The sequence below is a fragment of the Streptomyces sp. NBC_01351 genome, from assembly GCF_036237315.1.
Classification (GTDB): Bacteria; Actinomycetota; Actinomycetes; order Streptomycetales; family Streptomycetaceae; genus Streptomyces.
The window spans coordinates 4,853,572-4,876,370 of sequence record NZ_CP108356.1 but is presented as its reverse complement, the minus strand read 5'-3'; the positions used below and the strand labels follow the sequence as shown (position 1 = coordinate 4,876,370).

Below are 22,799 nucleotides of genomic sequence, written 5' to 3'. Positions count from 1 at the left end.
AGCGGGACTTCACGCGATGAAGTCGGTCACGAGCTTGACGAAGGTGTCCGCCTGCTCGAAGAGCATGACGTGGCCCGCGTCGATCTCGGCGTACGAGCTGTCGGCGATGGCGGCGTGCAGGGCGCGGCTGTGCTCGACCGGGACCGTGATGTCCTGGGTGCCTCCGATCACGAGGGTGGGTGCCTCGATCAGGGGCAGCAGGTGGCGGATGTCCACCCGCAGGTCGTAGGCGATGTGGCGCAGCGTGCCGGGGGTGGGCGGCATGTTGGGGATGAGGGCCTCGAACTGCTCGCGGCCGATGGAGTTGAGGAAGCCGCGGCTGAAGCCGGTCATCGCCACCGCACGGCCGAAGGAGGCGGGGTCGGAGGTGCCGAGGTCCTGCCAGAGGGTGAAGAGGCTGCGCAGGTACTCGTCGCTGTCGGTGTGCGCCCAGCCGGCGACCAGGACCAGCCGCCGCACCAGGTCGGGGCGCACGGCCGCGACGGTGGCGGCGACGGTGGAGCCCATGGAGAAGCCCAGCAGGTCGACCGGCCCGTCCGCCGCCTCCTCGATGACGGCGATGACCTGGGCGGCCAGCCCTTCGGAGCTCAGCGGAGCACCGTCGTCGACGGTCGCCTCGGTGCCGGAGAGGTCGGGGGTGATCACCGTGCGGTGGGGGGTGAACCGGGGCGCGGTCTGGCCCCAGTTGAGGGCGGCGCCTGCCGAACCGGTGCCGTGGACCAGGACCAGGGCGGGGCCGGAGCCGGAGCCGCTCTTCTCGTAGTGGACGTGCGCGCCGTTGACGGTGACGGTGGCGGTGGTCATGGGGGGGCTCGCTCCCTGAATCTCGTGGTGACCGGGGCGTTCGTGCTCCGGCCGGACCCACGGTGCCGCCGCCCGGAGGGGGCCGGGAGAGCCCTCCTTACCCTGGGATCGGCAGTCCCTGGTTCGGCCCCGGACCGTCCTGCAGGATGACCACATGAAGATCGACCGTGAGGCCCTCTCCGATTTCCTGCGCCGTTCCCGCGACCGGGTACGGCCCCAGGACGCCGGACTGCCCGTCGGACCCCGGCGGCGCACGCCGGGCCTGCGGCGCGAGGAGGTCGCCCAACTCGCGGGCATGTCGGCCGACTACTACATCCGCCTCGAACAGGCCCGCGGCCCGCAGCCCTCGCCGGAGATGCTCGCCGCCCTGGCCCGCGCCCTGCGGCTGTCCGACGACGAACGCGACCACCTCCACCTGCTCGCCGGCCGCCGCCCGCCCGCCGCGCGTGCCGCCGGCGACCACGTCGGGCCGGGACTCCTCCACCTGCTGGACCAGCTGCCGGACACACCGGTCCAGGTGCTCGGCGACCTCGGTGACGTCCTCGCCCAGAACGCGATGGCCGAGTCCCTGCTGGGCGGCGTGTGCTCGGTGTCCGAGCACGGCCGCAACGTGGTCTGGCGCTGGTTCGCCGACCCGGCGCAGCGCACCGCCTACCCGGCGGAGGAGCACGACCACTACAGCCGGCTGCACGTGGCGGACCTGCGGGCGGCCGTGGGCCGACGGGCCGGCGACCCGGCCGCGGCTCGCCTGGTGGAGCGGCTGCGGGGGACCGGCGAGGAGTTCGCCGCACTGTGGGAGCTGCACGAGGTATCCGTGCGCCGGGCGTCGCGGATGCGCGTGCTGCACCCGCTGATCGGCCCCGTCGAGCTGGACTGCCAGGTGCTGCTCGCCCCGGAGGGGGACCAGCGCGTGGTCCTGTACACCCCGCCCGTCGGCACTGACACCGCCGAACGCCTCGCGCTCCTGAAGGTGGTCGGCACGGGCCAGTTCACCGCGCCGTCCGTCTGACGAAGCGGCCCCCGGACATGGCGGCGGCCCCGGCCCCCGGGAGGGGGCGGGGCCGGCCGGCCGGGCTGGCGGGGTGGGGATCAGGCAGCGTCGACGACGCCCGAGGCTGCGACCTCGATCTTGCCGCGGGTGGAGCCCGAGGGGGTGCCGAGCTTCTCGATCTTGTCCACGATCTCCTGGCCCTCGACGACCTCGCCGAAGACGACGTGCTTGCCGTCGAGCCACGGGGTGACGACGGTGGTGATGAAGAACTGCGAGCCGTTGGTGTTGCGGCCGGCGTTCGCCATCGACAGGAGGTACGGGCGGTCGTGCTTCAGCGTGAAGTTCTCGTCGGCGAACTTCTCGCCGAAGATGCTCTTGCCGCCGGTGCCGTTCTGGTTGGTGAAGTCGCCACCCTGCAGCATGAACTGCGGGATGACGCGGTGGAACGGCGAGCCCGCGTAGCCGAAGCCGTGCTGGCCGGTGGCCAGCTCGCGGAAGTTCTGCGCGGTCTTCGGGACGACCTCGTCGAAGAGGGTGAAGACGATGCGGCCGGCGGGCTGGCCGTCGATCTTGATGTCGAAGTAAACGTTGCTCATGGGGTCCATCCTGTCACTCCCGGTGCGGAACGCTACCCGGCGGGGCCGGAAGCCGACCCCTACAGGGCCGGCAACCGGTCAGGCGGAGGTACGGGTACCCGTCCCCTTCGCCGCGTCCAGGGCGTACACGCAGCGGTCCTTGCTGCACGCGTAGACCACGCCCGCCTCGGCCACCGGAGCACCCATGATCTCGCCGCCCGTGGCCAGCTTCCAGCGCAGCTGGCCGCCCGCCGCGTCCAGCGTGTACAGGCAGTGGTCGGCCGAGCCGAAGTGCACCCGGCCGTCAGCGACCGCCGGCATGCCGGTGATCTCGCCGCCCGCCGCGAACCGCCACTTCGGGGTGCCGGTGACCGCGTCGAGCGTGTACAGCGCGCTGCCCGCGCCCAGGTGGATGTTGCCGGCCTCGACCACCACCGGATCGGCCGACGAGCGCGCCTCCGTCGCGATGCGCCAGCGGTCGTGGCCGCTGGCCGCGTCGAGGGCGTACACCGTGCCCAGGTAGTCGACCATGTAGACCCCACCGCCCGTGACCGCCGCGCCCGGCGCGAAGGCCGGGGGCGCCAGGAAGACCGCGGGGGCCTCGAAGTGCCAGCGGACCCGGCCCGAGGCCCGGTCGACGGAGAGCACGCGGGTGCCGGCCGCCACGTAGACGTTGCCGTCGGGGGCGGGCGTGACCCGCACCGGAACGTTGCCGCAGGAGCCCGCGTCACCGACCGGGTACGACCAGGACTCGCGGCCGCTGCGGGCGTCCAGGGCGCGCAGCCGGGCGTCCTGCCACACGTACACGGTGCCGTCGTGCAGGACGGGCGCCGCTTCCGGGGTCTCGAAGTCGGTCTGCGCGCCGCTCAGCTGCCACAGCTGCCGGCCGTTCGAGGCCTCCCAGCCCTGTACGCCGCCACCGCGCGTGGCGGTGACGACCGTGCCCCGCTCGGCGCGCACGGCGTACGCCCAGGACTCGGTGGACAGCCGCCACCGCTCCGAGCCGTCGGTGGCGTCGAGCGCGTAGAGGGAGGGGCCGTCGGAGGCATGGAGGCGGCCGTCGGCGACGGCCATGGCCCAGGCCACGTCCCGCGTCTTGAACTGGCGGCGGCCGCTCGCCACGTCCAGGGCGTGCACCTCGAAGGAGGTGACGTAGAGCAGGTCGCCGGCCACGGTCGGGGTGCCCCACACCTCGTTCGACATGCGGAAGCGCCACGGCCGCCAGCGGCCGCTGTCCGGGCCCGCACCGGGGGTCGGCACCGAAGCGGGCGAAGCACCCGAAGAAGGCGAGGGCGCGACCGCCACCGAGCCGCCCGGCGGGCGGATCCAGCCGGTCGCCGAGTCCGCGGCGGAGGCGTGCGCGGCGGGGGCCGCGGCGGTCGCCCGCGGGCCGGGCCCGATCGGCACCGGGGAGCCGCCGAGGCGGACGGGCTCGCCCGAGGGCACCGGGTTCATCGGCGGGCGGTCCGGGCGCCGCGGCACGGCCTGGCCGGTACGCGGATCCACCCACGAGTCGGCGCCGCCGCGCGGGTGGCGGTGCGTGGCGGACTCGGAAGCCGAGCCGTGGCCGGCGCCGGGGCCCTGGCCGCGGCCGGAGCCGCCGCCCTGGCCGTGGCCGCCGGCGGGCCCGTGGCCTCGGCCGGGCATCGGAACGGTCGTGTTCGGAGGCGTACGGTGCCCCGCCCGCCGGGCCTCGATCATCGCGACCGCCCGCCCGGGCAGCCACGCCGAGGCGGTGCCGCTCTCGTCGTCGCCCTCGAAGAGGTGCGGGGCGAGCTGCGCCTGCAGGTCGGCCGGGGTCGGCCGCAGCGTGGCGTCCATCTGCATGCAGGACTCGATGAGCGGCCGCAGCTCCTCCGGGAGCCCCTCCAGGTTGGGGCCCTCGCGCAGCAGCATGAACACCGTCTCCACCGGGTTCGCCCCGTGGTACGGCGGGTGTCCGGTCGCGGCGAAGACCAGCGTCGAGCCGAGCGAGAAGACGTCGCTGGCGCCCTTGACGCTGCGCGAGTCCTTCGCCTGCTCCGGCGACATGTACGCGGGGGTGCCGACGGCGACGTTCGTCATGGTCAGGCGGGTGTTGGAGACCCCGCTCGCGATGCCGAAGTCGATCACGCGCGGGCCGTCCTCGACGACGAGCACGTTGGACGGCTTCAGGTCGCGGTGGACCAGGCCCGCCCCGTGGATGGACTGCAGCGCCTCGGCGATACCGGCCGCGAGCCACCGTACGGCCTGGGCGGGCATCGGCCCGCACTCGTTGACGATCTCCTCCAGGGAGGGCGCCGGCACGTAGGCGGTGGCCAGCCACGGCACGGCGGCGCGCGGGTCGGCGTCGACCACGGCCGCGGTGTAGAAGCCGGACACGGCGCGGGCCGCCTCCACCTCGCGGGTGAACCGCACGCGGAACAGCTGGTCCTCGGCGAGCTCGGTGCGCACCGTCTTGATCGCGACCCGCCGTCCGGACGCGGACCGCGCGAGATAGACCAGCCCCATGCCGCCGGCGCCGAGCCGTCCGAGCACCTCGAAGGGGCCGATCCGTCTCGGGTCGTGCTGCGTCAGCTGCTCCACCACTCGCCTCCACACCTCCCCGTACGGACCCTCGCTCCGGGCCCGCTTCCACCGGTACGCGACGCCGGTACGGGGCCGTGCCCCGTGCAGCGTCTCACTCCGGGCGCCGCCCGGGTCGCGCAACCCCGATTCTGTCAGGCCCGCGCCGGGTCCGGCCCCGGCACGGCGGTCCGGGAGGGGGTGGGATAGCCCACTCGGTGCCGACGCGACGCCGACTCGGCGCCGATCGGCGCCGGCTCGCCGCCCTCGCGCCGCCGGCTCGCTACGAGCCGAGCCGCGTCCGGGGTTCCGAGAGGAGCCCGAAGACCGCCCCCTGGTTGTCGGCGACGACGGCGATGCGCCCGTACGGGGTGTCGAAGGGGTCGGCGGTGACCCGGCCGCCGAGCCGCTGGACCATCGCGACGGACTGGTCACAGTCCGGGACGGCAAAGTACGCGAGGAAGTGCGCGGGCATGATCTCCGGGAACGCGTCGGTGATCAGGCTGCGGCCGAGGACCGCGGTGTCGCTGCCCGGCGCGCTGCCGGGAGGGGACCAGACCCGGTACTCGACGCCGGACTCATCGTCGTTCTGGTCCTCCGGGACATAGCCGAAGACCTTGGCGTAGAAGACGTCGACCGCGTCCCGGGCCCGCGTGTAGACCTCGCTCCAGCAGTACGTGTACGGCTCGTTCTGCGCGTCGAAGCCGTGGTGGGTGCCGGGCTGCCAGAGGCCGAAGACGGCCCCGCCGGGGTCGGCGGCCATCGCGGCGGTCCCGTAAGGGCCCACCGGCATCGGATCCATCACCATCTGGCCGCCGGCGGCGCGGATGCGCTGGGCGCAGGCGTAGGCGTCGGTGGTGTAGAGGTAGATCCCCCAGACGGTGGGCATCCGGCCGTCGGGCTTGGGGGCGAGGGCGGCGACGTTGCGGCCGCGGCTGTAGGCCTGGGTGTAGTGGCCGTACTCGGCTCCCGCGCTGCCGCCGAAGGTCCACCCGAAGAGCTCACCGTAGAAGCGCTTGCCCGCCTCGACGTCCGGAAGCGAGGCGTCCACCCAGCAGGGTGCGCCTTCCGCGAATGCGGCCATGAGCCCGGTTCCTTCCGTTGTGCGGGGGTGTGTACCGTCCCACCTCTCCCACCTGTCCCACTTCTCACGGCCATGATCTGCCCGAAAACTTGTCCACAGCCTGTTGATAAGACTATTCGGGGGAAACACTGAGCAACCGGGCGACCCGCCGGAAGGGAGTGGAGGGCGGTGGAGGGCGGTGGCAGTGGCGGGGCAGGGGGGTCCGTACTCCCGGCCGGAACCTGTCGCCACAGCCTCTCAAGTCCGCTTCCGTCCAGGCCAGGCACCCCGTAACCCCATTTGCAGGCGGCCGAATAGCGCGCCGATCACCCCTCGGTAAGCTGACGGCATGACAGGACAAGTACGCACCGTCGACGGGCGTGTCGCCGGCCGGCGCGGCCAAGCGACGCGGCAGAAGCTGCTCGACTGCCTCAGCGAGATGCTCAGCTCCTCGCCGTACCGCGACGTCAAGGTGATCGACGTCGCCCGCAAGGCCGGTACCTCCCCCGCGACCTTCTACCAGTACTTCCCGGACGTCGAAGGCGCCGTCCTGGAGATCGCCGAACAAATGGCGACCGAGGGGGCCCAGTTGACCTCGCTCGTCGAGGGCCGCACCTGGGTCGGCAAGTCCGGGTGGGCGGCCGCCGAGGAGCTCGTCGAGGGCTTCCTCGACTTCTGGCGGCGCAACGACGCGATCCTGCGGGTCGTCGACCTCGGCGCGGCCGAGGGCGACAAGCGCTTCTACAAGATCCGCATGAAGATCCTCAACTCCGTCACCAACTCCCTGACGGAGTCGATGAAGGAGCTCCAGGCCAAGGGCAAGGTCGACAAGGAGGTCAGCCCGGCCGCGATGGCCGGTTCACTGGTCGCGATGCTGGCCGCGGTCGCCTCGCACCAGAAGGGCTTCCAGACCTGGGGCGTCAAGCAGGCCGAACTCAAGCCGAACCTGGCACTGCTGGTCCACCTCGGCATCACCGGCAAGAAGCCGACCAAGTGACGGCGGACCCTCCCGGAGGGTCCGCCGCCCCGGCCGGCTTCGGTGTCGGCAGTACGGGCCGTACTGGCCTGGGCCGTATGGGCCGTATGGGCCGTATGGGCCGTACCGTTCGCGCTGTGGCCGCGTCACCCGCCCGGGCCGTGCCGCCACCCGCCTGAGATCAGCGACGCTCCAGGCGGAACAGCCGGATCTCGCGCTCGATGCGCGCCTGGTACGTCGCGTACGGCGGCCAGAACTTCAGCACCGCCTGCCAGGCCGCCGCGCGCTCCTCCCCCTCCAGCAGACGGGCCCGCACGGCGATGTCCTGGCCCCGCCAACTCACGTCCGCGTCCGGGTGCTTGAGCAGGTTGCCGGTCCACGCCGGGTGCCCGGGCCGGCCGAAGTTGGACCCGATCAGCACCCAGCTGACCCCGTCGGACTCCGGCATGCAGGCGAGCGGGGTGGTGCGGGGTTCGCCGGTCTTGGCGCCCTTCGCGGTGAGGATCACGCCCGGCAGCATCTGCGCGCTGAGCATGACCTTGCCGCGGGTGAGCCTGTGCACGGCCTTGTCCATCGCGGGGATGAAGTGCGGTGCGATCTTGGCGAACAGCATGGTCGAGGAGACCTTCTGCATCAGCTTGACGCCGGGAGCCATACCCATCAGACGGCCACCTTCCGTGGCAGGGGGGTGAAGAGGTCCGCACGGTCCGCGGCGTGGCCGCGCAGCCGGTGGACGGGGCCGAACAGCAGCTCGTCGGCGGCCGCCCGCTTGAAGTAGAGGTGCGCGTCGTGCTCCCAGGTGAAGCCGATGCCGCCGTGCAACTGGATGGCCTCCCCGGCGGTGACCCGCAGTGTCTCCAGCGCCTGGGCGAGGGCGAGGCCGCCCTGTTCCGGGTCCCAGGCGGCGTAGTAGGCCGCCGAACGGGCCGCCTGCACCCGTACGTAGAGGTCGGCGAGCCGGTGCTTGACCGCCTGGAAGGACCCGACGGCCCGACCGAACTGCTCGCGCTGCTGTACATAGTCCACGGTGCGGGCAAGCGCCTGCGCGGCCGCGCCGACCGCCTCGGCGGCGAGCACGGCGGCGGCGGTGCGGCCGGTGGCGGCGAGGGCTTCGAGGACGCGCGACCCTTCTGCCGCGCCTTCCGCCTCTCCTATCCCTTCGCCCCCCTCTGCTCCCAGCAACTCCGCCGGAACATCCCTCAGTTGGATCCGCGCCTGCGGGCGGGTCTCGTCCAGGGTGGTCTGCCGCGACCGTACGAGGCCGGGCGCGTCCTCCCGTACGAGGAAGAGCAGCGTGCGGCTGCGGGCGAACCCGCCGGTGTGCGCGGCGACCAGCAGCAGGCCGGCGCTGTGCCCGTCGAGGACCTGCGCCACCTCCCCGTACAGCCGCCAGCCGGAGCCCTCCGCGTCGGCGCGCGCCTGGACGCCTCCCGCGCGGCCGCCGCCGGACCACGGCCCGGCGGTGTTGTCGCCGGTCAGCCCGAGCGCGGTGGCCAGGGCCGGACCGGGGACGGCGAGGGCCGCGGTGAGCCCGCCGGCCGCCAGTGGCGGGAGCAGCGCGGAGCGCTGGGCGGGGGTACCGAGGGCGGTGATCAGCGGCACGCAGAGCGCGGCGGTGGCCAGCAGCGGTGAGGGCAGCAGGGCCCGCCCGGTCTCCTCGCAGGCCAGGGCCAGGTCGGCGGGGGTGCAGCCGACGCCGCCGTACTCCTCGGCGACGGCGATGCCGGGCAGCCCGAGCTGCTGGGCGAGCTGCTGCCACAGCTCGCGGTCGTACCCTGCGGCGGTGCGGACGGCGGCCTTGACCTCGTCGGGGCCGCAGCGTTTGCCCAGGATCTCGCGCAGGGTACGACGTATCTCGTCCTGCTCCGCGGTGAAGGCGGCATCCATCGTCGGGCTCCTCCCGGGGGCACCACCCAGCGGTAGCTGGGGGAGTATCTGACGGGCCGTCATGTTAGGGCGGGCGGCGGCAGATGCACAGGGGGCAGGGAAGGCGGGATGAACGAACGGTTCGACGGACGGCTCGACGGGCGGCTCGACGGACGAACCGACGGACGAGCCGACAGATCGACCCATCGACCGACCCAGGGGCTCTAGAAACTGACACTACGTCAGATGTACCTTCCCCCCATGCCTGGACTCACACCTGGACCCGAATCCCGACCCCGCCGCAGGGTCGCGGTGGTCGGCGTCGCCCTCTCGGACTGCGGCCGGGTGGACGGCCCCACCCCGTACGCCCTGCACGCCCAGGCCGCCCGCCGCGCCCTGGCCGACTCGGGGCTCGACCGCTCCGTCATCGACGGCTTCGCCTCGGCCGGCCTCGGCACGCTCGCCCCGGTGGAGGTGGCCGAGTACCTGGGCCTGCGCCCCACCTGGGTCGACTCCACCTCGGTGGGCGGCTCGACCTGGGAGGTCATGGCGGCCCACGCGGCGGACGCGATCGCCGCCGGGCACGCCAACGCCGTGCTGCTGGTCTACGGATCCACGGCCCGCGCGGACATCAAGGCGAAGCGGCGCACCTCCAACCTGTCCTTCGGCGCGCGCGGACCGCTGCAGTTCGAGGTCCCGTACGGACACACGCTGATCTCCAAGTACGCCATGGCCGCCCGCCGCCACATGCACGAGTACGGAACCACGCTGGAGCAGCTCGCCTCGGTGGCCGTCCAGGCCCGGGCGAACGCGGCCACGAACCCGGACGCGATGTTCCGCGAGCCGCTGACGGTCGACGAGGTCCTGTCCTCCGACATGATCGCGGACCCCTTCACGAAGCTGAACTGCTGCATCCGCTCGGACGGTGGTTGCGCGGTGCTGCTGGCGGCCGAGGACTACGTCCCCGACACGGCAAAGGCCCCGGTGTGGATCCTGGGATCCGGCACCTCCGTCTCCCACACCACCATGTCGGAGTGGGAGGACTTCACGGTCTCCCCGGCGGCGGTCTCCGGCCGCATCGCCTTCGAGCGGGCCGGCCTGACCCCGGCGGACGTGGACCTCGCGGAGATCTACGACGCCTTCACGTACATGACCCTGGTGACCCTGGAGGACCTGGGTTTCTGCGCGAAGGGCGAGGGCGGCGCCTTCGTGGAGAAGGGCCGGCTGCTGCGGGACGGAGAACTCCCGGTCAACACGGACGGCGGCGGCCTCTCGGCCTGCCACCCGGGCATGCGGGGCCTGTTCCTGCTGGTCGAGGCGGTCCGCCAACTCCGCGGCGAGGCAGGCCCGGGCCAGGTGACGAAACGCGGCGGCCACCTCCCGGAGGTAGCGGTGGCCTCGGGCACGGGCGGCTGGTTCTGCTCCTCGGGAACGGTGGTGCTGGGTCGGAACTGACCCGCGCCGGGCACGGACCCGGCCCCGCGGCGGGCCCGGGCCTGGCGGAGCCCCGGCCGGCATGGCTCCGGCCCACCGCGGGCCGGTCCGTACCGGAGCTCGTCCACCGGATGCGGTGGGCGCCGGATGGGATGACGATTGGCATGTACGGCCCCTGGTGTCCACGGGGCGCCTTCGGGGCCGATGAAGGGCTCCCGTCCGGCGTAGTTCCCGTGCAGCCCGTCCGTACCGCTTGCCACCTGCCACCCGCCGTGACGCCCAGAACGCGCCCGACCGGCCGTGATCGGTCGTGTCCCGCGCACGGGCCCCCGGTGGTGCGGCGCTCTCTCCCGTGTCCGAGGCGAATCCGGCCCCGACGGCGCGAGGGCGCGCTGAGCGTAGGAGGAGCCATGACGCATCTGGCCCGGATACCCCTGGAGGGCGGCGGCTCCATCCTGGTCGAGGCTCCGGCGGGGGCGGAGGGCCCGGTGAAGGCCGGTCGCATCAGCGATGCCATTCACGAACTGCCGGGAAATCTGCGGGAGGCGATGGGCTCGGTCGCCGAGGCGTCGCGCGCCGTACTCGACGAGTTGCGCCAGGCGGGCCCCGACGGGATCTCCGTCGAGTTCGGTGTCGACCTCGCCGTCGAGGCCGGGGTCGTCATCACCAGGAGCAGCGCCAACTGCCACTTGCGGGTCACCATGACCTGGGAGAGGGACGATCCGCGCGGCGCGGGCGGTCGTACGGGCGTCGGCGGTGCGGGCGCAGCCAAGCGATCGGACTGACCCGATGGACGTCACCGGTACCACCGGCACGGGCCCGACCGGCGAGGGGACGCCCTCGGGACTCCTCCCCGCCATGGCCCAGATCGTCGACTCCGACGAGCAGGTGGCCGGGGCGGGTTTCCTGGTCGCCGAGAACATACTGATCACCTGCGCGCACGTCGTACACGCGGCCGGCAGCGGGCCCGGTGAGAACGTGCGGGTGAACTTCCCCCACGTGGACGGCGCGCCCCGGGCCGAGGGGCTCGTCCTGGACGAGCCGTGGCGGGCCCCCGAGGACGCGGACGTGGCCGTCGTACGCCTCAGCGGTACCCCGCCGGGCGTGTGGGGGCTGCCCCTGGGCTCCGCCTCGGGCTGCCGGGGTCACCAGGTGTGTTCGTTCGGCTTCCCCGCCCAGGCCGCGGCGGGCGGCCACTTCGGCTTCGGTGTGGCGGGCGATCTACTGCCGGCCACCGAGAGCAGGGGCGCACACCTCCAGCTGACCGCCGCCAACGACCTGACCACCGGCTTCAGCGGCGCGCCGGTCATGGACGAGGTGACCGGGCTGGTCATCGGCATGCTCACCGAGATCACCGCCCCCGACGACCACGAGCGGGGCCTGGGCATCGCCTACGTCACCCCCACGGACGTACTCCGGGAGGTGTGGCCCGATCTGGCCGAGCGGGACGTGTGCCCGTACCGGGGACTGGAACCGTTCACCTCGGAAGAGGCCCGGTGGTTCGAGGGCCGCAAGGACGCGGCACGACAGGTCCTGGCGAACCTGGCCGACCAGCGGGTCACCCTGCTGCTGGGGCCCTCCGGCTCCGGCAAGTCGTCCTTGGTCCAGGCGGGTGTCCTGCCCGCGCTGGCGGCGGGCGAGCTGCCCGGCAGTGACCGGTGGCTGCCCGTGACCGCCCGGCCGAGGCAGGATCTGCTGGACGAACTCGAACGCGGCGGACTGCCCGGGGCCGTCCGGGAGGGGATCTCCTCGGCGGTCGGCCGCAAACTCGCGGCCGAACCCGGCTGTGAGCGCGTCGTCCTGATCATCGACCAGTTCGAGGAGCTCTTCACCCAGCCGTCCACCGGCGATCAGCTGCGACGCCGCCTGACCGCGACGGAGCAGATCACCGCCGCGGTCACCTCGCACACCAGGCTCAGCGTGATCCTGATCATGCGCGACGACTTCTACCCCCAGCAGGCCGCGCTGGCACCCAAGCTGCTGGAAGCGGCCATGCCCGGACTCCTCAACATCCCGGGCACCCTGAGCCGGCACGACCTGCACGACATCGTCATCCTGCCCGCCCAGAACGCGGGCGCCCACTTCGAGCTCGGGCTCCCGGAGCAGATCATCAATGACGTGCTGGCCACCACCCCCGAGGGGGCCACCACCGCCAGCGCGCCGGTCACCGTGCTGCCGCTGCTGGAACTGACCCTCAGCCAGCTCTGGCAGCGGCGCCACGACGGGTACCTCACCCACGACGCCTACCGGCGCATCGGCGGCGTCACCGGCAGCCTGACCACGTGGTGCGACACCGCCCTCGACCAGCTGCCCCCCGACCACCGGCCCATCGCCCAGCGCGTCCTGACCTCCCTGGTGCACTCGGCCGACCCCGGCCGCAACATCCCCGCCATCCGCAAGCAGGTGCCCCTGCACGAACTGCGCGAACTGGCGGCCGACGTCGGCGGGGAGCACAGCGCCAAGGACATCGACGAGGTCCTCGCGGCCCTCACCCGCCATCGCATCATCACCACCCACTCACCCGGCGTCTCCCTCCTCCGCGACGCCCCGCCCGCGCTGCCGGTGGCCGAACTGATCCACGACGCGCTGATCCGCGACTGGCCGACCCTGCGCGAATGGGTGGGCCAGGACCACCGCTTCCAGGAATGGCTGGACCACACCCGCGCCCGGCGCGCCCGCTTCACCGAAGAGCACCACCCCGGAGACCTGCTCGGGGGAACCACCCTCGCGGAAGGCCTGGAGTGGTCCGGGCAGCGCCGCCTGCCGGGCGAAATCGCCGCCTTCCTCACCGCCAGCCAGGAACACCAGCAGACCGCCATCCGCCGCAGCCGGCGCCTGAACAGGGTCCTGGCGTCCCTGCTCGCCCTCGCGCTCGTCGTCGGAGGGCTGGCGTTCTGGCAGTGGCGGGCAGTCGAAACCGAGCAGCGGGAAGCCCTCTCCCGCCAACTCGCCGGACAGTCCCGCACGCTCATCGAGGCCAGCCCCGACCTCGCCTCGCTCCTGGCCATCCGGGCCTTCCGCACCAGTGGCACATCCGAGGCCGAAGAGGGCTTGCGGAACGCCGCGGCCCTCCCGCTGCAGCGGCGCTTGGAAGGCCATACCGCCGAGTTGCGCTCGGTGGCGTTCAGCCCCGACGGAACCACCCTCCTCACCAGCAGCGCCGACGGCACCGCGCTGCTCTGGGACGTAGGAACCGGCAAGACGGTCGCCCCCCTGATCGACCCCCACGGCGCGGTGGGATCCGCCGTGTTCAGCCCCGACGGAACCACCCTCGCCACCGGCAGCGAGGACGGCATGGCGCAACTGTGGAACGCGGAAACCGGCAAGCTCCTCGACGACCCGATGGAACACGCCTCCTGGGTGAACCAGGTGGCGTTCAGCCCCGACGGAGCCACCCTCGCCACCGCCTGCGCCGACGGCACCGCGCAGCTGTGGAACGTAGGAACGGGCACGCGCCGTGGCGACCCGATGAAGCACGGCAGCCCGGTGTGGGCGCTGGCGATCAGCCCCGACGGACGCACCCTCGCCACCGGCGGCGAAGACGGCACCGCGCTGCTGTGGGACATGGAAACCGGCAAGACCCTCGGCAAGCCGATGGAACACGCCGGAACGGTGTACTCGGCGGCGTTCAGCCCCGACGGAACCACCCTCGCCACCGGCAGCGTCGACAACAACGTGGTGCTGTGGGACGTGGAAACCGGTAAGACCCGTGACATCTTGACGGGCCACAGCGATGCGGCGTACTCGGTGGCGTTCAGCCCCGACGGACGCACCCTCGCCTCCGGCAGCGCCGACAACGACGCGCATCTCTGGAACGTGGAAACCGGCGCGCTCATGAGTATCCTGACCGGCCACACCGACACCGTGCGTGCGGTGGCGTTCAGCCCCGACGGACGCACCCTCGCCACCGGCAGCACCGACACCACCGTGCGGCTGTGGGACGTGGAAACCGGCAATGCCCTGGTCGCCGATTCCGGGGCCGTGAATTCGGTGGCGTTCAGCCCCGACGGAGCCACCCTCGTCACCGGCAGCCACGACGGCACGACACAACTCTGGGACGTGAGAGGGGGCAAGGCCCGCGATCCTGTGAGGGATCACGAAGACGCGGTGGCCGCGGTGGCGTTCAGCCCCGACGGAACCACCCTGGTCACCGGCAGTAGCGACACCACCGCGCACCTCAGGGACGTGAGAACCGGTAAGACCGTCGTCCCCCTGACCGATCACGAGGACTGGGTGGTCTCCGTGGCGTTCAGCCCCGACGGAGCCCTCCTCGCCACCGGCAGCCGCGACGCCACTGCGCAGCTGTGGGACGCGAAAACGGGCGAGACGCTCAACCGCTCCTTGGAACACGTCGACACCGTGGGCGCGGTGGCGTTCAGCCCGGACGGAGCCACCCTCGCCACCGGCAGCCACGACAACACCGCGCGACTGTGGGACGTGCAGACCGGCGCACAGATCGACACCCTGGGGGGCCACGCCGGGCCGGTGAATTCGGTGGCGTTCAGCCCGGACGGAGCCACTCTCGCCACGGGCAGCGACGACCTCACCGTGTGGCTGTGGGACGTGGCATCCGGCGAGAGTCGCACCACCCTTCCCGGCCACATCGGCTCGGTGACCTCACTGGCGTTCAGCCCCGACGGACACACCCTCGCCACCAGCAGCGCCGACTACACCGTCCGGCTGTGGGACGTGGAGACGGGAAAGGCCCTCGCCACCCTGGCCCAGACCGCCGTGCCGCGGTCGGTGGCGTTCAGCCCCGACGCGACCACCCTTGCCATCGGCAGCGACGACGGCACCGTTCGGCTGCACGACCTCGACCTGCACGAGGACGCCGAGGACGCGATCGAGACCATCTGCCGGGCCGTCAACCGTGACCTCAACCGTGAGGAAGAGGCGGCGTACCTATCGCGACCGGTCGGCCCCTTGTGCCCCGCCTCCTGAACCCGGCGCCGCCCGGGGCTAGGCTCGCGCCATGACCAGCGAGACCGCCCGCGACGACGAGTTCCGCGAGACCCTGCACTCCCTGCGCGTGTGGGACTCCCCCCTCCCCGCCTTCGACGCCGGGGCCGCGCCCGGCGAGCCGCTGCCGTTGTTCCGGGAGTGGTTCGTGGCGGCCGCGAAGGCGGGGCAGGCCGAGCCGCACGCCATGAGTCTGGCGACCGTGGACGCGGAGGGGCGGCCCGACGTACGGACGCTGCTGCTGCACGACGCGGATGCGCGGGGCTGGGTCTTCGCCTCGCACGCCACCAGCGCCAAGGGGCGGCAACTGGCCGGGCGTCCGGAGGCCGCGCTCGGGTTCTACTGGCCGGCCGTGGCGCGGCAGGTGCGGGTCCGGGGTCGGGTGACGGCGTGCGGGCCCGAGGAGAGCCGGGCCGACCTGGCGGTCCGCTCGCGCGGGGCGCTCGCGGCGGCGCTCACGGGGCGGCAGAGCGAGGTGCTCGGGTCCGTGGAGGAGCTCGCACGGGTGGCGCAGGAGGCGTGGGAGCGGGCCGGGGCCGAGCCGGACGCGCCGGCTCCCACGTGGACGCGGTACGTACTGGACCCCGCCGAGGTGGAGTTCTTCCAGGGGGATGCCGCGCGCCGGCACGTCCGACTGCGGTACCGGCGTACGGCCGACGGCTCCTGGGTGCGTGAACTCCTCTGGCCTTAGGGTGCGTTGATGGAGATGAGTTCTGTGATCATTGCGGTGGCCGGCGTCGCCGGGACCCTGGGGGGCGCGATCCTCACCCAGCGCGGCTCCGAACGCGTGAAGCGTCGGGAGATAGAGCTCGTCCGCGGCCATGAGGAGATCCGCGAGCAGCTCGCGCTGCGGCGCACCTGTTATGTGGAACTCAACAGGGATGCACGGCAGTTCACCACCGCGCTCAACCGGCACCTGCACGTCATGCGGGAGCGCGGCGTGGACGACGCCGATCGCGTCGCGCTCGACGAGGCGCGGAACGCGCACCGTGACCGGTACTCGGAAGCGCAGATGGTCGCGCCCGACGAGGTCCTCGCGCGGGCGAGTGCCGCCAACGGGGCCCTGACTCAGGTGTACGGCCAGGTCAAGCGCCTCGAACGCGGTGAGCCCGGGCCGGGCGAGACGATGGAGAGCGCCGCTCGGGCCCAGTACCAGGTGTGGGACTTCCTCCGGGCCATGCGGCACGCCATGCGTGAGGATCTCGGCGTGGAGTGAGGCCCGGGGCACCGGCACAACGGGCCTCCGGTGCGCCGGGCCGCCGCCTGTGCGCCTATGCGCGCCCCGGCTCAGCTCGCCGCCGGCCGGAAGACCGCCACCGCCACGCCCTCCGCCGCCTCGCGGAAGGTCACGGCGAGGGCCATGCCGATGCTCAGGTCCGCCGCCTCGCAGTCCACCACCTCGGTCATCATCCGCGGGCCCTCCGCCAGGTCGACCACCGCCGCCGTGTACGGGACGCGGGTGCCGAAGGGCGGGAGGTCGTTTCGGTGGATCACCGACCAGGTGTAGAGGGTCGCGCTGCCGCTCGCCGCCTCCCACGAGACGCGGTCCTCGCCGGCCCAGCAGAAGGGGCAGAACTCGCGCGGGTAGTGGTGCGCCCGCCCGCAGTCGGCGCAGCGGCGCAGCAGGAGGCGGCCTTCCGCCGCCGCGTCCCAGTAGGGGCGGGTGAACTCGTCCGCCTCGGGGAGGTCGTACCGCACGGTGTTCAAAGGAAGAGTCCGATCGCCGCGTCGAGGGACCACGCCTGCCAGGACATGGCGAAGAGGGCGACGAGCGAGATCAGCGCCATCATCGCGTTCTGCCCCTGCTCGGCCCAGTCGTGGATCATCAGCACGAGGTAGAGCAGGTTGAGGAGCAGGCCGCCGACCAGTGCGATCGGGGTCAGGAGGCCGAGTACCAGGCCCAGCCCGAGGGCGAGTTCGGCGTAGACGACGATGTACGCCATCAGCTTCGGGCGCGGCGCGACGACCGTGTCGAAGCCGCCCTTCACGAAGGGCCAGCGGTGCTTGCCCGCGACGTCGGCGGCCCAGGCGATGCCCGTGCCGCGCTCGAACCAGCCCTTCTTGTCCTTGTGCCGCCAGCTCTCCAGCCACCACAGGCCGAGGCCTATGCGCAGTACGGCGAGCCATTCGGCCCCGCTGAGCCAGATGGTCTGCATCCCACCCTCACCCACCCAATCGATCTGACGGTACGTCAGTTCAGCGGATCGGGAGCGATCACGCAAGGGCTGGGCCGGGGTTGGGCGTTCCGACATCGCGGACCCAGACGGGAAAGGGGTCCGTCTCCGGCTCGTTCTCCGGCTCGTTGTCCAGCGAGCCCCGGACCTCGCCCTCGTCCAGCTCCGCCCACGCGATGACGCCGGGATCCCCGTCGGCGAGGAAACCCTCCACGACGGGCCCGAGGTCGGCGACGGGTACGTACCCACCGCCGAACGGCAGCTCGTCCGCGGGCAGCGAGGCGGTCGAGCAGCGCAGGTGGCCCGACTGCCGGTCGTGCCAGACGTAGAAGGTCGCCGGCCCCGCGAAACCCCGGTCGAGGACGCGGCGCCGGATGGCTTCGGCCGTCCGCTCGAAGGCGCCGACCACGCCGGAGACCGGCAGCGTCCGCAGGTCCTCGCCCTCCGCGCCGCCCAGCCGCCAGGTGTTGGTCTCCACCTCGGTCCGCCGGTCGGCCGGATCCAGCACGAGGGGGTCGTCCGCGATCTCCGCGATCCATGTCAGCAGCACCACAGAAGTATGCGGGCACCCGGCCCATCGCGGGCCGTGATCGATCCGCAATCGATTCCCTCCTTGTCCGAGACCCATCAACGCTGCGTGGCGATACGCTCACACCTCATGCCCGGACTCCCCACACCCCCCGACATGACCACCCAGCCCCGCCCCGTGTACGTCATCGGGGGCGGCCCCGGCGGCCTCGCCGCGGCCGCCGCGCTGCGCGCCCGCGGGGTGCGCGCCGTGGTCGTCGAGAAGTCCGGCGAGGTCGGCGCCTCGTGGCGCCGCCACTACGACCGGCTCCACCTGCACACCACGCGCCGGCTCTCCGCCCTCCCCGGCCTGGCCATGCCGCGCCGTTTCGGGCGCTGGGTCTCGCGCGACGACGTGGTGCGGTACCTGGAGAAGTACGCCGAGTTCCACGAGCTGGAGATCGTCACCGGCGTCGAGGTGACCCGCGTCGAGCGCGCCGCGGACGGCGACGGCTTCACCCTGCACGCCACCGGTGGCCGCGTGCTGGCGGCCGCGGCCGTGGTCGTCGCCACCGGCTACAACCACACGCCCGCGCTCCCCGACCTCCCGGGCAGGGACGCGTACACCGGCGAGTTGCTGCACGCCGCCGACTACCGCAACGCCGGGCCGTACGCGGGCCGGGACGTGCTGGTCGTCGGCGTCGGCAACACCGGCGCCGAGATAGCCGTCGACCTCGTCGAGGGCGGGGCCGCGCGGGTGCGGCTCGCCGTGCGCACCGCCCCGCACATCGTGCGCCGCTCCACCGCCGGCTGGCCGGCCCAGCGCACGGGGATCCTCGTACGCCGGCTGCCGGTGGGGCTCGTGGACCGGCTGGGCCGGCTCGTCGCGAAGGCCTCCGTCCCCGACCTGTCGGCGTACGGACTTCCGCGCCCCGAGACCGGCCTGTACAGCAGGGTCAAGGAGGGCGCGATCCCGGTCCAGGACGTGGGCCTGATCGACGCCGTCCGCGGCGGCCGGGTCGAGCCGGTGGCCGCGCTCGACTCCTTCGACGGCGCCGAGGTGGTCCTCGCGGACGGTACGCGGATCAGCCCGGACTCGGTGATCGCGGCCACCGGGTACCGGCGCGCCCTGGAGGGGCTGGTCGGGCACATGGACGGCGTACTCGACGAGCGCGGGCGGCCTCGTACGCACGGGGCCCGCAGCCCGGAAGAGGTCCCCGGCCTGTACTTCACCGGCTTCTCCAACCCCATTAGCGGGATGTTCCGGGAGATGGCCCGGGACGCCGAGCGGATAGCGAAGGCGGTGGCGGCGGCCGAGTCTGCCGCCGGGGCCGCGTAGCGCTGCCGCGGCGACCTGGCCTGAAAGGCGCTCTGGACCGCCCGCGAGGGGTTCTGGCACGTTCGTGGTCGGTTCGTCACACCACCTCCACCACCTTTCCTGCGCATCCCTGTTCCTGACGGCACGTCAGTTCAGTAATCTGACTACGCGTCAGCTATTTGACGTTCCATCGATGTTCATCGAGCAGGAGCGGGCGGAACGATGCTTGGATCTACTCACGGCACCCTCACCACCGACTTCCGCGCACGTGTCGAGGCCTGCGGGGAGTCCCCCAGGACGGCCGTCCACTCGACGGCCGCACCGTCCGCCGAGGACACGGTCGCGGTGGACGTCAGCGGACGGCCGCTGCACGCCGACGTGCCCGACCTGGACCGGTTCTTCCGGCCCGAGTCCGTGGCCGTCGTCGGCGCCTCCGACGCCGAGGGCAGACCGAACACCGGCATCACCCGCCAGCTCATCGCCTGGGCGGAGCGCGTGGGCGCCCGGATCCATCCGGTGCACCCCACCCGCCCCACCGTCTTCGGGCTGCCCTGCCACGCCTCCGTGGCCGACCTGCCCGAACAGGTGGACCTCGCCGTCCTCCTCGTCGGCGACCCGCTCCCCGTCATCGAGGAACTGGCCGAGACCAAGGTCAAGTTCGCCGTGGCCTTCGCCTCCGGCTTCGCCGAGACCGGCGACGCCGGAGCGGCCGCCCAGGCCCGCCTCGGCGCCGCCGTCCAGCGCTCGGGCCTGCGCCTCCTCGGCCCCAACACCAACCTCAACGCCTTCGAGGAGTTCCGCGACGACCTCGACGGCCCGGCGATCGCCCTGATCACCCAGTCCGGCCACCAGGGACGCCCGGTCTACACCCTCCAGGAGCTCGGCATCCGCCTCTCCCACTGGGCGCCCACCGGCAACGAGGCCGACCTCGAAACCTCCGACTTCATCTCCTACTTCGCCGAGCAGCCCGAGGTCGGCGCCATCGCCTGCTACGTCGAAGGCCTCAAGGACGGCCGCTCCTTCCTCCTCGCCGCCGACCGGGCCGCGCGCAACGGGGTCCCGGTCGTCGCCGTCAAGGTCGGCCGCACCGAGACCGGCGCCCGCATGGCCGCCTCCCACACCGGGAAGCTGACCGGCGCCGACACCGTCGTGGACGCCGCCATGCGCCAGTTCGGCGTGATCCGGGTGGACGGGCTGGACGAGCTCCAGGACACGGCCGCCCTCCTCGCCCGGGCCCGCAAGCCGAAGGCCGACGGGGTCGTCGTCTACTCCATCTCCGGCGGCACGGGAGCCCACTTCTCCGACCTCGCCACGGAGGCGGGCCTGTCCCTCCCCACCCTCTCCCAGCCCAAGCAGGACGAACTCCACCAGTGGATCCCGGAGTACCTGAACGTCGCCAACCCCGTCGACAACGGCGGCCACCCGGTCGGCGACTGGCGCGGCCGCAAGATCATCGACGCCATCCTGGCCGACCCGTCCGTCGGCGTCCTGATCTGCCCGATCACCGGCCCCTTCCCCCCGATGAGCGACAAGCTCGCCCAGGACCTGGTCGACGCCGCCGAGGCCACGGACAAGCTCATCTGCGTGATCTGGGGCTCCCCGGTCGGCACGGAGGACGCCTACCGCAAGGTCCTGCTGGGCTCCTCCCGCGTGGCCACCTTCCGCACCTTCGGCAACTGCATCACCGCCGTACGCGCCTACCTCGGCCACCACCGCTTCACCGCCGGCTACCGCTCCCCCTTCGAGGACGCACCCCGCACCCCGTCCCCCTCGTACCGCAAGGCCCAGGCCCTGATGCGCCCGGGCCAGCAGCTCAGCGAGCACGCGGCGAAGCAGCTGCTGCGGGCGTACGGGATACGGGTCCCCCGCGAGCAGCTCGTGACGAGCGCGGCGGCGGCGGTCCGGGCGGCGGGCCTGGTCGGCTACCCGGTGGTGATGAAGGCCTCGGGGCCGCAGCTCGCCCACAAGACGGAACTGGGCCTGGTCAAGATCGGCCTGACCTCGGCCAGCCAGATCCGCGACGCGTACCGGGAACTCACTGACATCGCCCGCTACGAGAACGTGCCGCTGGACGGCATCCTCGTCTGCCAGATGGTGGAACGGGGCGTGGAGATGGTCGTCGGCGTCACCCAGGACGACCTCTTCGGCCCCACGGTGACGGTCGGCCTGGGCGGGGTCCTGGTGGAGGTCCTGCACGACGCGGCGGTCCGCGTACCGCCGTTCGGCGAGGACCAGGCGAGGGCGATGCTCGGCGAACTCCGCGGCCATGCCCTTCTGGAGGGCGTCCGGGGAGCGCCTCCGGCGGACGTGGACGCGCTGGTGGAGGTCATCCTGCGCATCCAGCGGATGGCCCTCGAACTGGGCGACGAACTCTCCGAACTGGACATCAACCCCCTGATGGTCCTCCCGAGGGGCCAGGGGGCGGTGGCCCTGGACGCCTTGGCCATCTGCCGCTGACCACGCGGGGCGGGGGTGGGGGGCCGCTGCGCGGGGCCGCTCCCCCACCCCGCCCCTTCCCGGCCGCGCTGCATGTGCGGCTCCGCCGCGTGGGTGGGGTCCGGGGCGGAGCCCCGGGGAACGGAGGAAGGGCGGGGCGGGGAGAGGCTCCGCGCAGCGGCACCCGCCCACGCAGCGGCACCCGCACCCAACGGCCACCCCGGCCACCAGACACCAGCCGCCAGCCGCCCGGCACCCGGCACCCAGCACCCGGCACCCGGCACCCGGCACCCGGCACCAACTCCCACCCACCCCCAAAACGGAGCTCCGCCCATGACAGACGCCCCGGAAACGATCCTGCACCGCACAGACGCCAGCGTCTCCTGGATCACCCTCAACCGCCCCGACGCGATGAACGCCCTCACCTGGGACCAGCGCGACCGCATCATCGCCCTCCTCGCAGACGCCTCCGCCGACCCCGCCGTCCGCGCCGTCGTCATCACCGCCACCGGCAAGGGCTTCTGCGCGGGCGCCGACCTCCGCGGAGGACCCGCGACCACCACCGGCGACCGCGTCGCCGGCGACGTGGCCCGCATGATCCGCCTCGGCGCGCAGCGCCTGATCACCGCGGTCCTCGACTGCGAGAAGCCCGTCATCGCCGCCGTCAACGGCACGGCCGCCGGCATCGGCGCCCACCTCGCCCTCGCCTGCGACCTCGTCATCGCCGCGGAGCCGGCCCGGTTCATCGAGGTGTTCGTCCGCCGCGGCCTGGTCCCCGACGGCGGCGGCGCGTACCTGCTGCCCCGGCTCGTCGGCCCGCAGAAGGCCAAGGAGCTGATGTTCTTCGGCGACGCCGTCCCGGCCGCGGAGGCCGAGCGGCTCGGGCTGGTCAACAAGGTGGTCCCCGCAGAGGAGTTGGAGACCACCGCCCGCGCATGGGCCGAGCGCCTCGCCCAGGGCCCGACCCGCGCCATCGCGATGACCAAGCAGCTGGTCAATGCCTCCCTGGACGGCGACCGGGCGACCGCGCTCGCCGCCGAGGCCACCGCTCAGGAGATCAACATGACCACCGCCGACGCGAACGAGGGCGTGGCCTCCTTCGTGGAGCGCCGCACGCCCAAGTACCTGGGCCGGTAGCCCCCGTCAGGCCCG

The 22,799-nt window shown here is 72.9% G+C and carries 19 protein-coding genes; 10 read left to right on the top strand and 9 right to left on the bottom strand.

The genetic code is table 11. From position 1 onward, the window contains the following. Positions 1-9: 9 nt before the first annotated feature. The gene (locus OG625_RS22525; RefSeq protein WP_329384048.1) at positions 10-804 is read right to left on the bottom strand and encodes an alpha/beta fold hydrolase; all 795 of its coding nucleotides are present in this window, start codon (positions 802-804) and stop codon (positions 10-12) included. Positions 805-958: 154 nt separating this feature from the next. Here OG625_RS22525 and OG625_RS22520 point away from each other — a divergent pair, with 154 nt between their 5' ends. Continuing rightward, positions 959-1,813, top strand: coding sequence for a helix-turn-helix transcriptional regulator (locus OG625_RS22520; RefSeq protein WP_329384046.1), 855 nt, complete (start codon positions 959-961; stop codon positions 1,811-1,813). Positions 1,814-1,893: 80 nt separating this feature from the next. Here OG625_RS22520 and OG625_RS22515 read toward each other — a convergent pair whose 3' ends face one another. The 3 genes from OG625_RS22515 to OG625_RS22505 all read right to left on the bottom strand — a co-directional run bounded on the left by OG625_RS22515 (position 1,894) and on the right by OG625_RS22505 (position 5,998). Then, complete coding sequence (locus tag OG625_RS22515) at positions 1,894-2,391, bottom strand: peptidylprolyl isomerase (RefSeq protein ID WP_329384043.1); 498 nt, start codon at positions 2,389-2,391, stop codon at positions 1,894-1,896. Between the two features lie 78 nt (positions 2,392-2,469). Then, positions 2,470-4,935 (bottom strand): serine/threonine-protein kinase, encoded by a 2,466-nt coding sequence (locus OG625_RS22510; protein ID WP_329384041.1) that lies wholly within the window; start codon positions 4,933-4,935, stop codon positions 2,470-2,472. Positions 4,936-5,197: 262 nt separating this feature from the next. Further along, on the bottom strand, positions 5,198-5,998 hold the full coding sequence (locus OG625_RS22505) for a VOC family protein (protein ID WP_329384038.1): 801 nt from the start codon (positions 5,996-5,998) through the stop codon (positions 5,198-5,200). A 328-nt stretch (positions 5,999-6,326) separates the two neighbouring features. On the opposite strand from OG625_RS22505, the gene OG625_RS22500 reads away from it, so the two are divergent. Further along, a complete protein-coding gene (locus tag OG625_RS22500; RefSeq protein WP_329384036.1) occupies positions 6,327-6,974 on the top strand; it encodes a TetR family transcriptional regulator in 648 nt (215 codons plus the stop codon). Between the two features lie 160 nt (positions 6,975-7,134). Here the strand turns inward: OG625_RS22500 and OG625_RS22495 are convergent, their stop codons facing one another. Next, positions 7,135-7,608, bottom strand: a complete 474-nt coding sequence (locus tag OG625_RS22495) for a nitroreductase family deazaflavin-dependent oxidoreductase (protein ID WP_329390859.1) — start codon at positions 7,606-7,608, stop codon at positions 7,135-7,137. 5 nt (positions 7,609-7,613) lie between these two features. After that, on the bottom strand, positions 7,614-8,840 hold the full coding sequence (locus OG625_RS22490; protein WP_329384033.1) for an acyl-CoA dehydrogenase family protein: 1,227 nt from the start codon (positions 8,838-8,840) through the stop codon (positions 7,614-7,616). 240 nt (positions 8,841-9,080) lie between these two features. Here OG625_RS22490 and OG625_RS22485 point away from each other — a divergent pair, with 240 nt between their 5' ends. The 5 genes from OG625_RS22485 to OG625_RS22465 all read left to right on the top strand — a co-directional run bounded on the left by OG625_RS22485 (position 9,081) and on the right by OG625_RS22465 (position 16,428). Continuing rightward, positions 9,081-10,274: an acetyl-CoA acetyltransferase gene (locus OG625_RS22485; protein WP_329384030.1), complete on the top strand. Its 1,194-nt coding sequence runs from the start codon at positions 9,081-9,083 to the stop codon at positions 10,272-10,274. A 389-nt stretch (positions 10,275-10,663) separates the two neighbouring features. Then, positions 10,664-11,038, top strand: a complete 375-nt coding sequence (locus tag OG625_RS22480) for a CU044_2847 family protein (protein ID WP_329384027.1) — start codon at positions 10,664-10,666, stop codon at positions 11,036-11,038. Between the two features lie 4 nt (positions 11,039-11,042). Continuing rightward, positions 11,043-15,194: an nSTAND1 domain-containing NTPase gene (locus OG625_RS22475; RefSeq protein ID WP_329384024.1), complete on the top strand. Its 4,152-nt coding sequence runs from the start codon at positions 11,043-11,045 to the stop codon at positions 15,192-15,194. 31 nt (positions 15,195-15,225) lie between these two features. Continuing rightward, on the top strand, positions 15,226-15,903 hold the full coding sequence (locus OG625_RS22470) for a pyridoxine/pyridoxamine 5'-phosphate oxidase (RefSeq protein WP_329384021.1): 678 nt from the start codon (positions 15,226-15,228) through the stop codon (positions 15,901-15,903). Positions 15,904-15,912: 9 nt separating this feature from the next. Beyond that, positions 15,913-16,428: a hypothetical protein gene (locus OG625_RS22465; protein WP_329384018.1), complete on the top strand. Its 516-nt coding sequence runs from the start codon at positions 15,913-15,915 to the stop codon at positions 16,426-16,428. 71 nt (positions 16,429-16,499) lie between these two features. On the opposite strand, the gene OG625_RS22460 is transcribed toward OG625_RS22465, so the two are convergent. The 3 genes from OG625_RS22460 to OG625_RS22450 are packed head-to-tail and all read right to left on the bottom strand — an operon-like array spanning position 16,500 to position 17,936. Continuing rightward, positions 16,500-16,919: a Zn-ribbon domain-containing OB-fold protein gene (locus OG625_RS22460; protein WP_329384013.1), complete on the bottom strand. Its 420-nt coding sequence runs from the start codon at positions 16,917-16,919 to the stop codon at positions 16,500-16,502. Continuing rightward, positions 16,916-17,368 (bottom strand): DoxX family membrane protein, encoded by a 453-nt coding sequence (locus OG625_RS22455; RefSeq protein ID WP_329384010.1) that lies wholly within the window; start codon positions 17,366-17,368, stop codon positions 16,916-16,918. The genes OG625_RS22460 and OG625_RS22455 overlap by 4 nt, the downstream gene beginning before the upstream one ends. A 58-nt stretch (positions 17,369-17,426) precedes the next feature. Beyond that, entirely contained in the window at positions 17,427-17,936 is a 510-nt protein-coding gene (locus tag OG625_RS22450; RefSeq protein WP_329384008.1) for a hypothetical protein, read from the bottom strand. A 108-nt stretch (positions 17,937-18,044) separates the two neighbouring features. Here OG625_RS22450 and OG625_RS22445 point away from each other — a divergent pair, with 108 nt between their 5' ends. From OG625_RS22445 to OG625_RS22435, 3 genes are all read left to right on the top strand, one after another. Continuing rightward, positions 18,045-19,232: a flavin-containing monooxygenase gene (locus OG625_RS22445; protein ID WP_329384005.1), complete on the top strand. Its 1,188-nt coding sequence runs from the start codon at positions 18,045-18,047 to the stop codon at positions 19,230-19,232. Between the two features lie 201 nt (positions 19,233-19,433). Next, positions 19,434-21,668, top strand: a complete 2,235-nt coding sequence (locus tag OG625_RS22440; RefSeq protein WP_329384003.1) for an acetate--CoA ligase family protein — start codon at positions 19,434-19,436, stop codon at positions 21,666-21,668. Positions 21,669-21,980: 312 nt separating this feature from the next. After that, entirely contained in the window at positions 21,981-22,784 is an 804-nt protein-coding gene (locus OG625_RS22435) for an enoyl-CoA hydratase/isomerase family protein (protein WP_329384001.1), read from the top strand. The last annotated feature ends 15 nt before the right edge of the window (positions 22,785-22,799 follow it).